Below are 13,813 nucleotides of genomic sequence, written 5' to 3' on the forward strand. Positions count from 1 at the left end.
CCGCTTCGGGGCTCTCTCGGCCGGTACCGTCCTGCTGCCTTTGAGAGGAGGGCGCATCATGTCCGACACCACCCTGAATCCCGACCTCGACCCGTCGGCCCTCGCGGCGCTCGGCGAGGGCCATGTCGCCTATGTCCGCGCCATGCGCTCGGAAGAGGTCAAGCGCCTCTTCCCCGAGGCGCCGGACCTCACCCCCGGCCTCGACCTGTTCGCCCTCCTCTCCGCGAGCGGCGCGCCGATCCTGCTCACCGACAGCCGCGACGCGGCCTTCGCCAATGCCTGGGCGCACGACCTCCAGGCGATGAGCGTCCATTAGCGAAGTCCGGGAGGCCGTCGCGGGCGCGACGGCCTCCCGCGCGGGCTGGAGAGCTTCACGATCGCGTTGCAGTCGCGAAGCTCTCTAGGTTTCGATTTTGCCGCATTTTCTTCGACGAACCGGAATCCACCTCGTCGGACAAGGCTCTAAGCGGTCCGCGGCGCGATCCCCTCGACCGCCGCGACCAGGCGGTCGAGGTCGGCCGGGCCGGAGAGGCGGTGGTCGCCCTCCTTGATCAGGGTCACCACCACGCCCGTCTCGGGCAGCCGCTCGACGAGGCGCATCGCGTGGGTCCAGGGCACGTCCGGGTCGGCCATGCCCTGCAGGATGTGGACCGGGCAGCCCGGGTCGATCGGCCGGTCCAGCATCAGGTGGCGCCGCCCGTCCTCGATCAGGGCGCGGGTCACCGGCGTCGGCTCGGGCGAGTATTGCGACTCGCGCTGCCACACCCCGTCCTCCATCACCTGCCGGCGGATCGCCTCGGGGAACTGCGCCCACATCAGCGCCTCGGTGAAGTCGGTGGCCGGCGCGATCAGCACCAGCCCGGACGGCTTCACCCGGGCGGCGGCGAGCAGCGCGATCCAGCCGCCCATCGAGGAGCCGACCAGGATCGGGCGCTCGGGCGCCAGGGCGGCGACGACGCCCTCGGCGTCGGCGAGCCAGTCCGAGATCGTGCAATCGGCGAAGGCGCCGTCCGACTCGCCGTGGCCGGTATAGTCGAAGCGCACGAGGGCCCGGCCCCGCGCCGCCGCCCAGGCGTCGAGCGCCTCGGCCTTGCTGGCGCGCATGTCCGAGCGGAACCCGCCGAGCCACACCACCGGCGGCCCGGCGCCGGGGCGCGCCAGGGTGGCGAGGCGGCGCCCCCGCACGCTCAGCATCGTGGCGGGGACGCGCGCCGGCATCCCGGGGGGCGCCTCCGACGTCGATCCCGGAATGGTTCCCGGCGCGGTTCCCGATTTGGCGTCCTGCATCGGCGTTATCCCCGTTATTCCGGCCGCCGCCCTGGTCACGGACGGGCGGCGCCCAAGGTTTACCGATCCGCAACGGGGTCGGGCGACTTTGACCCATCGTCCCGGTGCGGATCGTGTCCGGCGGCTTCTACACCGGCGGCCGTCGGCGCACCCTCACTTCCTGCGTGGAGCAGGCACCGTCATGCCGCGAGCGCTGCGATCAGAACCCTGACCCGGAGTCCCATGCCGTCGAGCCAGGCCACGCCGTTCCCGGCCGCGAGCCATCCGTTGGCCGGCCGCACCGTGCTGCAGATCATCCCGGAGCTCGACGCCGGCGGCGCCGAGCGCACCGCCGTCGACGTGGCGGCGGCCCTCGCCGCGGCGGGCGCCCGGGCGCTGGTCGCCACCGAGGGCGGCCGCCTCGTCGGCGAGCTGCAGGCCAAGGGCGGCGCCTGGGTGCCGTTCCCGGCCCGCAGCAAGAACCCGTTCGCGATGGCGCTCAATGTCGGACGGCTCGCCCGCATCTGCCGGGCGGAGGGGGTCGAGCTGATCCACGCCCGCTCCCGCGCCCCGGCCTGGGTCGCGCTCGGGGCGGCCCGGCGCCTCGGCCTGCCCTTCGTCACCACCTATCACGGCAGCTATGCCGGCCGCTCGCCGGCCAAGCTCCTCTACAACTCGGTGATGGCGCGGGGCGACGTGGTGATCGCCAACTCGCACTTCACCGCCGACGCGATCCGCCGGCTCTTCCCGCAGGTCGCCGGCGACCGGGTGCGGGTGATCCATCGCGGCACCGACCTGTCCGCCTTCACGCCCGGCCAGGTCGCGCCGCAGCGGGTCGAGGCCCTGCGCCGGGCCTGGGGCGTCGCCCCGCACGAGCGGGTGGTGCTGCTCGCCGCCCGGCTCACCGCCTGGAAGGGCCACCGCGTGCTGATCGAGGCCGCGGCGGCGCTCCGGGCCCAGGGCCTCGGCGACTTCACGGTGGTGCTCGCCGGCGATCCCCAGGGGCGCACCGGCTACCTGCGCGAGCTCGACGCGATGATCGCCGCCCACGGCCTCTCGGGCCAGGTCAGGCGCGTCGGCCATTGCAGCGACATGCCGGCGGCCTACCGGGCCGCCTCGGTGGTGGCGGTGCCCTCGACCGAGCCGGAGGCCTTCGGCCGTGCGGCGGTCGAGGCCCAGGCGCTCGGCACGCCGGTCGTGGTCTCGGATCTCGGCGCCGTGCCCGAGACCGTGCTCGCGCCCCCGGAGGTGCAGGCCTCCGAGCGCACCGGCTGGCGCGTGCCGGCCGGCGATGCCCAGGCGCTCGCCGGCGCCCTCGCGGATGCCCTGCGCCTCGGCGCCAGCGCCCGCGACGCCCTGGTGCGCCGCGCCCGCCGCCACGTCGAGGCGCATTTCTCGCTGGAAATGATGCTCGCCGACACCCTGGCGATCTACGCCGACCTCCTCGGCGCGACGCCGGCAGGGGAGGGGAGGTAACCGCGGTCGGCGGGGTACCGGGCCGCAACCAAGTCCGCCTGCCGCGAGTTGACAAACCGGGCGATCTCGCCAAGGTGGTAGTGTACACCCGAGTATGCCCGCGCGGTGGTTCGGGGCCGGCCCTCAAGGGTAAGCGGCCCGCGGGCCGCCGCCGGACGACGTGATTGAGGAGATTGAAGCCATTCGCAGACCTATGAGAGCCATGCCGGCCCCGCAGAAGGACGGGCCGCGCGCGAACCGGGACATCCGCGGCGTCCGCGAGGTGCAGCTCATCGACGACACCGGGCAGAACCGTGGCGTCATGGGCTTCTTCGAAGCGCTGCAGGTCGCCGAGGAAGCAGGCCTCGACCTCGTCGAGATCGCGCCGAACTCCGTGCCTCCGGTCTGCAAGCTTCTCGACTACGGCCGCTTCCGCTTCAACGAGCAGAAGAAGCAGGCCGAGGCGCGCAAGCGGCAGAAGACCGTCGAGGTCAAGGAGATCAAGCTCCGGCCCGGCATCGACAAGCACGACTACGAAGTCAAGATGAAGGCCGTGCAGCGGTTCTTCGAGGAAGGCGACAAGGTCAAGGTGACGCTCCGCTTCCGCGGTCGCGAGATGGCGCACCAGGACCTGGGTCTGCGCCTGCTCGAGCGCGTGAAGTCCGAGACGCAGGAGATCGCCAAGGTGGAGAGCGAGCCGCAGCTCGAAGGCCGCCAGATGATCATGATCCTGGCGCCGCGCTAGCCAGCGCACGGCGCCTCGCCGCGCGTCTCGCGCGGACGGGGTCGATTGACCGCTCCGGGCGCGGGCGTCTCCTCCGGAGAACCCGCGCGGGGAGCATCGAAGGGCCGGGCATGTCCCGGCCCATCGCTTTTTTGCGGGCTACTTCAGCAGGATCACCTGCGCGTCGCCGGTCCGGCGCACCACGTTGACGGTCACGTCCTGGCCGTGGCGGTGGATCAGCAGGTCGACGTGGCTGTCGCCGAGCTTCAGGTTGCGGATCAGCACGTCGTCGAGGAAGGCCGGCAGGATCGGGTCGCGGAAGCGGATCCGGTTGCGGTCGTGGCGCAGCTCCAGCCCGAGGCAGGCCGCCAGGAACGCGAAGGGTGCGGCCGCCGCCCAGGCCTGCGGGCTGCAGGCGACGGGATAGTTCGTCGGCCCGCGCTGCTTGCGCTGGATGAAGCCGCAGAACAGCTCCGGCAGGCGCCGTCCCTCCTGGTAGAGCGAGGCGCCGTGCTGGCCCTCGAACACCCGCGCGGCTTCCGCCTTCAGGCCGTAGCGGGCAAGGCCCAGCGCGACGAGCGCGTTGTCGTGCGGCCAGATCGAGCCGTTGTGGTACGACATCGGGTTGTAGCGCGCCTCGCCGACCGCGATGGTGCGCACGCCCCAGCCGTTGAACCCGTCCTTCGACATCAGCACCGCGGCGACGCTCTCGGCCCGCTCCGGGTAGGCGATGCCGGTGAACAGCGCGTGGCCGGCATTCGAGGAGCGCACCGCGCAGGGACGCTTCTCGCCGTCGAGCGCGATGGCGTAGGTGCCGATCTCCGGCAGCCAGAACTTCTCGTCGAAGGCCTTGCGCAGCCGCTCCGCCTCGCCCTTCAGCCGCTCGGAGAGCGCCTGGTCGCCCATCAGCGCCGCGAGCTTGGCCGCACCCTTCTTGGCGGCGTAGACGTAGCCCTGGACCTCGCACAGCGCGATCGGGCCCTGCGCCATCCGGCCGTCGGCGTGGAAGATCGAATCGTGGCTGTCCTTCCAGCCCTGGTTGGCCAGGCCCTTCTCGGTCTCGCGGGCGTATTCGACGAAGCCGTCCTTGTCCCGGTCGCCGTACTCGTCGATCCAGTTGAGCGCCGCCAGAAGGTTCGGCCAGATCGTCCGGATCGTCGCCTCGTCGCCGGTCTGCTCGTAGTACTGGCCGGCCAGCATCACGAAGAGCGGCGTCGCGTCGATGGTGCCGTAATAGAGCTTGAACGGCACCTCGCCGAGGATCGCCATCTCGCCGTTGCGGGTCTCGTGCAGGACCTTGCCGGGCTGGGCGTCGGCGGCCGGATCGATCGTGGTCGCCTGCGTCGCCGCGAGGTGGCGCAGCACGCCCTTGGCGATCTCGGGGTCGATCCACAGCGTCATCATGGCGGTGATGATGCCGTCGCGCCCGAAGACCGTGCTGTACCAGGGGATGCCCGCATAGGGGTAGACGCCGTTCGGCGTGCGGCTCAACAGCATGTAGAGGTCGGCCGTCGCCCGGCAGGCGGCCTCGTTGAACTGGTCGTTCGAGCTCTCGATCGTGGTGATGTTGGCGGTGGCCTTACGCAGGTCGCGCCGCGCGTCGCGGTAGGCGAGCGCGAAGGTCATGCCCTCGCCCTTCGGGTGGCCCTCCTCGCGGCGCGGGTTGGGGTAGGCCGCGTGGGTGAACGGCAGCGCGCTGCCGATCACCGCCTCGCCCTCGCGGCCGAGATCGACCGTGTCGCAGATCGCCCGCACGAAGATCGAGGCGCGCCCGCCCGGGGCGAGCCTGACCTCGAACTCGGCCTTGTTCGCCTCGAGCCGCGCGGGCTTGGGGCCGAATCTCAGGCGGGTGGTGCGCCGCCGCGCGTCGAGCCCGTCATAGGTGAACGTCACCTCGTTGGCGGCCGTCACCTCGACGCTGCGCTTGCCGCGATGCGCCCGGTCGCTGCCGCGGACCTCGAACAGATCGCGGAAATCGGCGTCGAAGCTCAGGGACACGCGCAGGTGGCGGGGCTTGGTGTCGTAGTTGCGCAGGCCGATGCGGTCGTAGCAGGTGCCGCGGAAGAGAAACTTGGTCCGCTCCAGCGCGATGATCTCGCGCGGGATGCTGGTCTCGTCGTTGGCGTCGAGCCGGATGTCCGGCGTCGTCAGGTCGACCGAGAGGGCGCCGTTGTCGTCCTGCACCACCGAGCCGAGCAGCATCGGCCGCTGGCCCTCGACCGTCAGCTCGAGGCGCGACAGGAAGCGGGTGTCCTGGAAGTACAGCCCCTCGGGGCCCGGGAAGACGCCGATGTCGCCGTAGCTGTCGAGCACCGCGAAGGCGTCGCCGTGCTTGAGCGAACGCAGCTGGCGCTCCACCAGCGAAGTCTGGGCCTCGATGTGGTATTGCGGCAGCGTCTCGTCGTCGGGGGCGGTCGCGACCATCGGCACGGCTTCACTCCTGGGGTCTTCGCTGCGCGACGCGGGGCGGGGCGGGGCGTCGCGGGGATCGGGGCGAGGTCTCGGGGCTCCGGGCGGAGCGCCCGGACGGCAGCGGGAGGCGGGACCCGCGGCGATTCGCGGGTTGGACCCCACGCTAGAGCGAATGTGGGCCATCGTGCGGCGGGCGCCAGGGGGATGCGGCCCGGGTTCGGCACGGATTTCGGGCAGCACGCTCCCGTCCCGGGCAGTCGTGCGGAAAACGCTCCGGCCGCATCGGCCGGCGATGCATCGCGCAAGACAAAGGCCCGGCCCCCTCGCGGGGACCGGGCCTCGTCGTCAGAATGCGGCCGGGCGGATCAGACCGCGCGCAGCACCGGGTGGGAGACGCCGTTGGTCGCCCCGTTGAGGGCCGCCGGCGCACCGATCGCCAGGCCCGGGATCTTGATCGCGTCGAGGTCGCCGGCGAGCAGCGACTCGTAGGCGGCGACGTAGGAGCGGGCCATGACGCTCGCGGTGAAGCGGGTCTCGAAGTAGCGGCGCACGCCCTCGCGGCTCATCGCCTTGCAGGTCTCGACCGCCGCGATGGCCTCGTCCATCGACTCGACCACGACGCCCGACACGCCGTCCTTGATGACCTCCGGCACGGAGCCGTTGCGCCACGCGATCACCGGGGTGCCGGCCGACATCGCCTCGATCATCACCAGGCCGAAGGGCTCCGGCCAGTCGATCGGGAAGGCGAGCGCCAGGGCGTTGCCGAGGAATTCGTGCTTCTGATCCTCGTTGATCTCGCCGATATACTCGATCAGCGGGTGATGGGTCATCGGCTCGATGACCTCATCCCAGTATTCCTGGTCGGCCTTGTCGACCTTGGCGGCGATCTTCAGCTTCACGCCGGAGGCCTTGGCGATCTCGATCGCGCGGTCGGGGCGCTTCTCGGGCGAGATGCGGCCGAGGAAGGCGAGGTAGCCGCCGTCCTTCGGGTTGGGCGAGAAGCGGCAGTTCTCCGCCGGCAGGCCGTGATGGATGGTCTGGAGCCAGTTGGCGTTCCCGGGCATCGGCCCGCGCTGGTGGTCGGAGATCGACACGAGCGGCATGCCCGTGAAGGTGCGGTAGACCGGCATGAAGTCCGGCACGTCGAGCCGCCCGTGCAGGGTGGTGACGCACTTGTGGTTGAACTCCTCGAACAACGGGTACTGCAGGAGGTCGATGTGGAAGTGGATGACGTCGAACTCGTCCGCGCGCCGGCGCAGGTGATAGAGCATGGCGAGGTGGCTGGCGACGTGGTCGCGGATGCCGGCGAGCCGCAGGCCCTCCGGGCAGCAGGCGACCAGCTTGGCGCTCGTCTCCGAGTCGCCGCTCGCGAACAGCGTGACGTCGTGGCCCTGGCGGACCAGCTCCTCGGTGAGCCACGAGACGACACGCTCGGTGCCGCCGTAGAACTTCGGCGGAACGGCCTCCGCGAGGGGGGCTACCTGGGCAATGCGCACGAGGAAATCTCCTGAGACGCCAAACGGGCGGATCAACGTTGGCGGGGACTAAGCAGGATGGGGCCTGAGCGGGACATGAACGAAACCGCGCACCCGAGCTTATTGTTCCGGTGCAGCGCACAACGCCAGGGCGAGCCGGGCTCTGTTCCCGCCACACACAGGAGACGATCGTCGCCGCTGCGACGATTGCGTGACGCCGCCGTCCCTGCTATGGCACGCGCCTCGCTGAACCGCCCGGCCGTGAGGGCTGCCGTGGCGGTTCGTGTCGCTCCACCATCGATCGTGACGATCGTCGGGATCCGCCCCGTGGCGGGACTCGGGAGGTGGAGTTCGCGTCAGGAGAGCAAAATGCCCAAGCTGAAGACCAAGTCGGGCGCCAAGAAGCGCTTCAAGATCACCGGGACCGGCAAGGTCATGTACGCCCAGGCCGGCAAGCGCCACGGCATGATCAAGCGGACCACGAAGCAGATCCGCAACCTGCGCGGCACGACCACCCTGTTCGAGGGCGACGCCGCCAACGTGAAGAAGTACTTCCTGCCGAACGCCCGCTAAGAACCGGCTTCGACCAAGAAGACGCTTCGTCCCGCATCTGTTTCGTAGACATCCCAGGAGATCACCATGGCCCGCGTCAAGCGCGGCGTGACCAGCCACGCCAAGCACAAGAAGGTTTTCAAGGCCGCCAAGGGCTATTACGGCCGGCGCAAGAACACGATCCGGATCGCCAAGCAGGCGGTCGAGAAGGGCATGCAGTATGCCTACCGCGATCGTAAGAACAAGAAGCGCAACTTCCGCGCCCTGTGGATCCAGCGCATCAACGCCGCGGTCCGTCCGCACGGCCTGACCTACTCGCGCTTCATCGACGGCTTGGCCAAGGCCGGTGTGCAGGTCGACCGCAAGGCGCTCTCCGAGCTCGCCATCCACGAGCCGGCGGCCTTCGTCGCCGTGGTCGAGAAGGCCAAGTCGGCCCTGCCGGCCGAGCTCGTCAAGGCGGCCTAACGCGGTCGCGTCCCGGGCCCGCACCCTCGCGCGGGCCCTTCGAAGAGACCACCATCACGGCCCGCCCGCGCGGGCCGTTTTGCGTTGCGCGGGCCGTTTCCGGCGCTCCGGGTTGACGGGGCGGGGCGGCGCGTTGCAGGGCATCCGCGAGCCCGATTGAGCAGACCATGACCGATCTCACCAGCCTCGAAACCGATCTCCTCGCCCAGGTGACTGGCGCCGCCGACGAGGCCGCGCTCGAGGGCGTGCGCGTCGCCGCCCTCGGCAAGAAGGGCGCCGTCTCCGAGCTGCTGAAGACTCTGGGCGCCATGTCGCCCGAGGCCCGCAAGGAGCAGGGCCCGCTGATCAACGGCCTGCGCGACCGGGTCCAGGGCGCGATCCAGTCGCGGCGCGAGACGCTGGCGGAGGCCGCGCTGACGGCACGGCTCTCCGCCGAGCGGATCGACGTGACGCTCCCGGTGCGCGAGGGCCCCGAGACGCGCGGGCGCATCCACCCGATCACCCAGGTGATGGACGAGATCACGGCGATCTTCGGCGACATGGGCTTCTCGATCGCGGAAGGGCCCGACGTCGAGACCGACGACCTCAACTTCACGGCGCTCAACTTCCCCGAGGGCCATCCGGCCCGGGAGATGCACGACACCTTCTTCCTGCGGCCCGACCGGGACGGGAAGCGCAAGCTCCTGCGCACCCACACCTCGCCGGTGCAGGTCCGCACCATGCGCTCCGTGCAGCCGCCGATCCGGGTGATCTGCCCGGGCCGCACCTACCGGCACGATTCCGACCAGACCCACACCCCGATGTTCCACCAGGTCGAGGGCCTGGTGATCGACAAGCAGGCCAACATCGCCCACCTGAAGTGGGTTCTGGAAGAATTCTGCAAGGCGTTCTTCGAGGTCGACAGCGTCAAGATGCGCTTCCGGCCATCCTTCTTCCCCTTCACCGAGCCGTCGGCCGAGGTCGACATCCAGTGCTCGCGAAAAGGCGGCGAGATCCGCTTCGGCGAGGGCGACGACTGGCTCGAGATCCTCGGCTGCGGCATGGTCCACCCGAACGTGCTGCGCAATTGCGGCCTCGACCCGGACTCGGTCCAGGGCTTCGCCTGGGGCATGGGCATCGACCGGATCGCGATGCTCAAATACGGCATGCCGGACCTGCGCCCGTTCTTCGAGGCGGATGTCCGCTGGCTCGATCATTACGGCTTCCGCCCCCTCGACATCCCGAGCCTGGTCGGCGGCCTGACCGGCTGAGAGACTCTCCCCGAGAGACGCTTGCGCGAGGCGCATCATGACCGTGGACGAGATCACGACGATCGCCGACGAGATCCTGACCCGGCATCTCGCAGCCTCCGGCTACGAGCGGGTCGAGGTTCGTCCGGGCTACAACCAGTCCGACGTGCCGTCGCTGTTCGTCCTCGCCCACATGAAGCCGGGCTCGGGCGTGACCGGGGGCAAGGAATCCAACGCTGCGAACGCGGCGCTCTGGCTCGCCCTGCGCGAGAAGGGGGAAGAACGTTTCCCCTATCTCGATTTCGATTACCCGGATGACGAGATCTTCGGCGACGACGAGGATGATCGAGAGTTGGGTGATCGCGACTCGGGATTAAGCGCGTGATGGCGCGTCTCGGCAATCCCCTCGTCTACGATCTTCTCGCCGTCGCCGACCTCGAATCTCTCGACGACGACCAGTGCCGCCGCCTGGCCGTCCTTCTCATCACCAAGTCCCGGCTCGCCTGAGCCGAGAGGTTTAGCCCCATGAAATTCACCCTCTCCTGGCTCAAGGACCACCTCGATACCGATGCCTCCCTCGACGTGATCGTCGAGACGCTGACCCGCATCGGGCTGGAGGTCGAGCGCGTCGAGGACAAGGCGGCGGCGCTCGCCGCCTACCGCATCGCCGCCGTGCTCACCGCCGAGCAGCACCCGAACGCCGACCGCCTGCGGGTCTGCACTGTCGATACCGGCGAGGGCGCGCCCGTGCAGGTGGTCTGCGGCGCTCCGAACGCGCGGGCCGGCATGAAGACCGTGTTCGCTCCTCCCGGCACCTACGTGCCGGGCAAGAACATCACCCTGTCGGTCGGCGTGATCCGCGGCGTCGAGAGCCGGGGCATGCTGTGCTCGGGCTCCGAGCTCGGCCTGTCGGACGACCACGACGGCATCCTCGACCTTCCGGCCGACGCGGCCGTCGGCCAGGCCTACGCGGCCTTCGCCGGGCTCGACGACCCGGTGATCGAGATCAACCTGACGCCGAACCGGCCCGACTGCACCGGCATCCACGGCATCGCCCGCGATCTCGCGGCGGCCGGCATCGGCACGCTCAAGCGCGGGCAGCTGGCGCCGGTCAAGGGGGAGGGGGCCTGCCCGGTCGCCGTCACCCGCGACTTCGCGCCGGAGGACGCGCATCTCTGCCCGCTCTTCGGCCTCCGGCTGGTCCGCGGCGTCAAGAACGGGCCGTCGCCCGAATGGATGCGCCGGCGCCTGACCGCGATCGGCCTGCGGCCGATCAATGCGCTCGTCGACATCACCAACTACGTCACCTTCGACCGCGGCCGGCCGCTCCACGTCTTCGACGCCGCCAAGGTGAAGGGCGCCCTCACCGTGCGGCGCGCCCGCGAGGCTGAAGAGATCGTGGCCCTCGACGGGCGGACCTATCGGCTCGACGACAACGCGATCGTCATCGCCGACGAGGCCGGCGTCGAGTCGATCGCCGGCATCATGGGCGGCGAGCATTCCGGCTGCGACGAGGGCACGACCGACGTGCTGATCGAGTCGGCCCTGTGGGACCCGCTCACCATCGCCCGCACCGGGCGGCGCCTCGGCATCGTGACCGACGCCCGCTACCGGTTCGAGCGCGGGGTCGATCCGGCCTTCGCCCTGCCGGGCCTCGACCTGGCGACCAAGCTCGTGCTCGACCTGTGCGGCGGCACCCCGAGCCAGGCCACCGTCTCGGGCGAGGTGCCCGACACCGACCGCATCATCGACTTCCCGTGGACGGAGGTGCGCCGGCTGTCCGGCCTCGACCTGCCGCGGCCGGAGATGAAGGTGACGCTGGAATCGCTCGGCTTCCACGTCGCCGGCTCGGGCGACCGGGCCAAGGTGCTCTCGCCGTCCTGGCGTCCCGACGTCGAGGGCAAGGCCGACCTCGTCGAGGAGATCGTGCGCATCGCCGGCCTCGACCGGATCGAGCCCAAGCCCCTGCCGCGGATCGAGGCGACGGTGATCCGCCCGGTGCTGACGGTGATGCAGAAGCGCACCCGGCAGGCCAAGCGCGAATTCGCCGCCCGCGGCCTCGTCGAGGCGGTGACCTGGTCGTTCATCGCCCATGACGACGCGACGCTGTTCGGCGGCGGCAAGCCGGAACTGGCGCTGGCCAACCCCATCGCCGCCGACCTCTCGGACATGCGCCCGAGCCTGGTGCCGGGCCTCGCCCGCGCCGCGCAGCGCAACGCCGACCGCGGCACCGGCGACGTCGCGCTGTTCGAGGTTGGGCAGTGCTTTTCCTCCGACCAGCCCGAGAGCCAGACCACCAAGGCGACGGCTCTGCGCCGCGGCTCCGCCCGCCACGGCGGCGCCGGCCGGCACTGGGACGGCGCGGTGAAGCCCGTCGACGCCTTCGAGGCCAAGGCCGACGCGCTGGCGCTGCTGACGAGCCTCGGCGTGCCGACCGGCGGCCTCCAGGTCGTGGCCGGCGGGCCGGACTGGCTGCATCCCGGCCGCTCCGGCACGCTCCAGTTCGGGCCGCGCAACCCCGTCGGGTTCTTCGGTGAGCTGCACCCGCGGGTGCTCAAGGCCCTCAACGTCAAGGGCCCGGTGGTGGTCTGCGAGATCACGCTGGACACCCTGCCGTTGCCCAAGCACCGGCCGACCAAGATGAAGCCGGCCGCCACCCTGCCGGACTTCCAGCCGCTCACCCGCGACTTCGCTTTCGTGGTCTCCCGGAGCGTGGCGGCGGGCGACATCCTCAAGGCGGCGCAAGCCGCCGAGCGCAATCTCGTGACGGGCATCGAGGTGTTCGACGTCTACGAGGGCGCGGGAATCGGCGAGGACCAGAAGTCCGTCGCCGTGGCGGTGCGGCTCCAGCCGACCGACCGCACCCTCACCGATGCCGAGATCGAGGCGGTGAGCCAGAAGATCGTCGCCGAGGTGACGCGCAAGACCGGCGCGACGCTGCGGAGCTGATCGCGATCAGCCCGGCGGCGCGCGCCCCGCGCCGCCGGGCGGCAGGAACGAGGAGACGGGCGTGGTGGACACCGATCTGGTCCGGGAGCTCTCGGCGGCGACCTACCTGCCGGAGAAGGCGATGGAGCGGGCGCTGGCGGCGCCCGGCTCGATCGCCGAGCCGGTCCTGGCGATCCTCGGCCGGGCCGCCGACGGCGAGGGCGAGGGCGAGGCGCTGACCGAGCCCGAGCGCAGCCTGCTGTTCTGGGGCATCCACGTCCTGGCCTCGGCCCGCGACACCCGGATCCATGCGCCGCTGATGCGCCTCCTGCGCCGCGACGACGACGCGATCGCGGCGGCGCTCGGCGGGGATTACCCGAACACCCTCGCGAGCCTCGTCATCGGCTCGTTCGAGGGCGACGCCGAGGGACTGCTGGCGGCGATCGGCGGCGAGGCGCCGGTCGGCATCGCCCGGATGCAGCTCTTCCACGCGCTGGCGCTGCTCACCTCCGACGGGCGCATCGACCGCGAGGCGGCCAAGGCCTTCCTGGTCCGGTTCGATACCGAGCGTCTGGCCCCGCCCGAGGCCGAGGAGGTCTGGCAGGGCTGGGAGGACGCGGTCTCGCTGATCGGCTTCGACGACCTCGTTCCCCGCCTCAAGGCGGCGCGCAAGGACGGCCGCAACACCGGCAACGTCATCGACTGGGAGACGGTGCAGGAGACCCTGAAGGAGGCCCGCCTGCGGCCGAAGAGCCGCGCGCGCTTCGACGACCTGCTGATCGGCCATCTCGACGATCCGATCGGGGCGCTCGCCCACACCCGCGAGGGCGCGCACGACCACCTGCCCGACCTCGACGAGGACGGTTTTCCGATCCCCGAGCGCAATCCCTACCGCGACGTCGGCCGCAACGATCCCTGTCCCTGCGGCAGCGGCAAGAAGTTCAAGAAGTGCTGCCTCGACAAGGTCGAGCAGGGATTCGCGGCCCTGCCGCCGCTGCCGCCGGGGCGCTGACCGCCGCCGGGTCCGAGCTGTCTTTACGCCCCGGCGGAACCCCGCCGGCGCCGCGCGACGCGGGCCGACCGGTCTTGCCATGTGACGACAACCGCTGCGGGAATGACTTGCTCCGGCGGCGGATCATATTTTATGCATTCTGCCCTGATACGAGGCAGGGCCGTGACTGGCGGATATCCGTTCTCATCCCGTAGATGCTCGGTCTCGCGCGCCGTGCCGGTCGCCTCGTCGGGCGAATTGATGTCGCAGCAGTCTTGCGCGATGATTTAGTCACGGGTTGAAACGTCTCTGCTCA

General features: G+C 70.7%; 12 protein-coding genes and 1 pseudogene. 10 read left to right on the top strand and 3 right to left on the bottom strand.

Annotated elements, in window-relative coordinates; all coding sequences use genetic code 11:
- Positions 1 to 58 precede the first annotated feature (58 nt).
- Positions 59 to 316, top strand: a complete 258-nt coding sequence (locus tag BMX97_RS23020) for a BQ00720 family protein (protein ID WP_060848395.1) — start codon at positions 59 to 61, stop codon at positions 314 to 316.
- Between the two features lie 146 nt (positions 317 to 462).
- On the opposite strand, the gene BMX97_RS23025 is transcribed toward BMX97_RS23020, so the two are convergent.
- Positions 463 to 1,218 carry an alpha/beta hydrolase gene (locus tag BMX97_RS23025; protein ID WP_091753568.1) on the bottom strand — a complete coding sequence of 252 codons (756 nt, stop codon included), beginning with the start codon at positions 1,216 to 1,218 and terminating at the stop codon, positions 463 to 465.
- Positions 1,219 to 1,509: 291 nt separating this feature from the next.
- Between BMX97_RS23025 and BMX97_RS23030 the strand changes: the two genes are divergently transcribed.
- Complete coding sequence (locus tag BMX97_RS23030; protein WP_091753569.1) at positions 1,510 to 2,742, top strand: glycosyltransferase family 4 protein; 1,233 nt, start codon at positions 1,510 to 1,512, stop codon at positions 2,740 to 2,742.
- 202 nt (positions 2,743 to 2,944) lie between these two features.
- The gene (infC, locus tag BMX97_RS23035; protein ID WP_048430889.1) at positions 2,945 to 3,466 is read left to right on the top strand and encodes a translation initiation factor IF-3; all 522 of its coding nucleotides are present in this window, start codon (positions 2,945 to 2,947) and stop codon (positions 3,464 to 3,466) included.
- 138 nt (positions 3,467 to 3,604) lie between these two features.
- Here the strand turns inward: infC and BMX97_RS23040 are convergent, their stop codons facing one another.
- The gene (locus tag BMX97_RS23040) at positions 3,605 to 5,869 is read right to left on the bottom strand and encodes an amylo-alpha-1,6-glucosidase (protein WP_091753570.1); all 2,265 of its coding nucleotides are present in this window, start codon (positions 5,867 to 5,869) and stop codon (positions 3,605 to 3,607) included.
- A gap of 353 nt (positions 5,870 to 6,222) precedes the next feature.
- Positions 6,223 to 7,353, bottom strand: coding sequence for a glycosyltransferase family 4 protein (locus BMX97_RS23045; RefSeq protein ID WP_091753571.1), 1,131 nt, complete (start codon positions 7,351 to 7,353; stop codon positions 6,223 to 6,225).
- A gap of 348 nt (positions 7,354 to 7,701) precedes the next feature.
- Here BMX97_RS23045 and rpmI point away from each other — a divergent pair, with 348 nt between their 5' ends.
- The 7 genes and pseudogenes from rpmI to BMX97_RS34365 all read left to right on the top strand — a co-directional run.
- Entirely contained in the window at positions 7,702 to 7,905 is a 204-nt protein-coding gene (rpmI, locus tag BMX97_RS23050) for a 50S ribosomal protein L35 (RefSeq protein WP_007561407.1), read from the top strand.
- 66 nt (positions 7,906 to 7,971) lie between these two features.
- Positions 7,972 to 8,349 carry a 50S ribosomal protein L20 gene (gene rplT / locus BMX97_RS23055; RefSeq protein WP_048428158.1) on the top strand — a complete coding sequence of 126 codons (378 nt, stop codon included), beginning with the start codon at positions 7,972 to 7,974 and terminating at the stop codon, positions 8,347 to 8,349.
- Between the two features lie 167 nt (positions 8,350 to 8,516).
- Positions 8,517 to 9,599, top strand: coding sequence for a phenylalanine--tRNA ligase subunit alpha (gene pheS / locus BMX97_RS23060; protein ID WP_091753572.1), 1,083 nt, complete (start codon positions 8,517 to 8,519; stop codon positions 9,597 to 9,599).
- Positions 9,600 to 9,636: 37 nt separating this feature from the next.
- Positions 9,637 to 9,963, top strand: a complete 327-nt coding sequence (locus BMX97_RS23065; protein ID WP_091753573.1) for a hypothetical protein — start codon at positions 9,637 to 9,639, stop codon at positions 9,961 to 9,963.
- A complete protein-coding gene (locus BMX97_RS34240; protein ID WP_280142811.1) occupies positions 9,960 to 10,085 on the top strand; it encodes a hypothetical protein in 126 nt (41 codons plus the stop codon). Before BMX97_RS23065 ends, BMX97_RS34240 begins: the two co-directional genes overlap by 4 nt.
- Positions 10,086 to 10,103: 18 nt before the next feature.
- A complete protein-coding gene (gene pheT / locus BMX97_RS23070) occupies positions 10,104 to 12,527 on the top strand; it encodes a phenylalanine--tRNA ligase subunit beta (RefSeq protein ID WP_091753574.1) in 2,424 nt (807 codons plus the stop codon).
- Between the two features lie 853 nt (positions 12,528 to 13,380).
- Positions 13,381 to 13,518: pseudogene (locus tag BMX97_RS34365) on the top strand (SEC-C metal-binding domain-containing protein); the annotation flags it as partial.
- Between the last annotated feature and the right edge of the window lie 295 nt (positions 13,519 to 13,813).

The sequence above is a fragment of the Methylobacterium sp. ap11 genome (genome assembly GCF_900110515.1).
In the GTDB taxonomy this organism is placed as follows: domain Bacteria; phylum Pseudomonadota; class Alphaproteobacteria; order Rhizobiales; family Beijerinckiaceae; genus Methylobacterium; species Methylobacterium ajmalii.

Coding starts and splice junctions, on each gene's coding strand:
- BMX97_RS23020 (WP_060848395.1), top strand. CDS start 59: ATGTCCGACACCACCCTGAATCCCGACCTCGACCCGTCGGCCCTCGCG.
- rpmI (WP_007561407.1), top strand. CDS start 7,702: ATGCCCAAGCTGAAGACCAAGTCGGGCGCCAAGAAGCGCTTCAAGATC.
- pheT (WP_091753574.1), top strand. CDS start 10,104: ATGAAATTCACCCTCTCCTGGCTCAAGGACCACCTCGATACCGATGCC.
- pheS (WP_091753572.1), top strand. CDS start 8,517: ATGACCGATCTCACCAGCCTCGAAACCGATCTCCTCGCCCAGGTGACT.
- BMX97_RS23030 (WP_091753569.1), top strand. CDS start 1,510: ATGCCGTCGAGCCAGGCCACGCCGTTCCCGGCCGCGAGCCATCCGTTG.
- rplT (WP_048428158.1), top strand. CDS start 7,972: ATGGCCCGCGTCAAGCGCGGCGTGACCAGCCACGCCAAGCACAAGAAG.
- infC (WP_048430889.1), top strand. CDS start 2,945: ATGCCGGCCCCGCAGAAGGACGGGCCGCGCGCGAACCGGGACATCCGC.
- BMX97_RS23065 (WP_091753573.1), top strand. CDS start 9,637: ATGACCGTGGACGAGATCACGACGATCGCCGACGAGATCCTGACCCGG.
- BMX97_RS23025 (WP_091753568.1), bottom strand. CDS start 1,218: ATGCCGGCGCGCGTCCCCGCCACGATGCTGAGCGTGCGGGGGCGCCGC.
- BMX97_RS23040 (WP_091753570.1), bottom strand. CDS start 5,869: ATGGTCGCGACCGCCCCCGACGACGAGACGCTGCCGCAATACCACATC.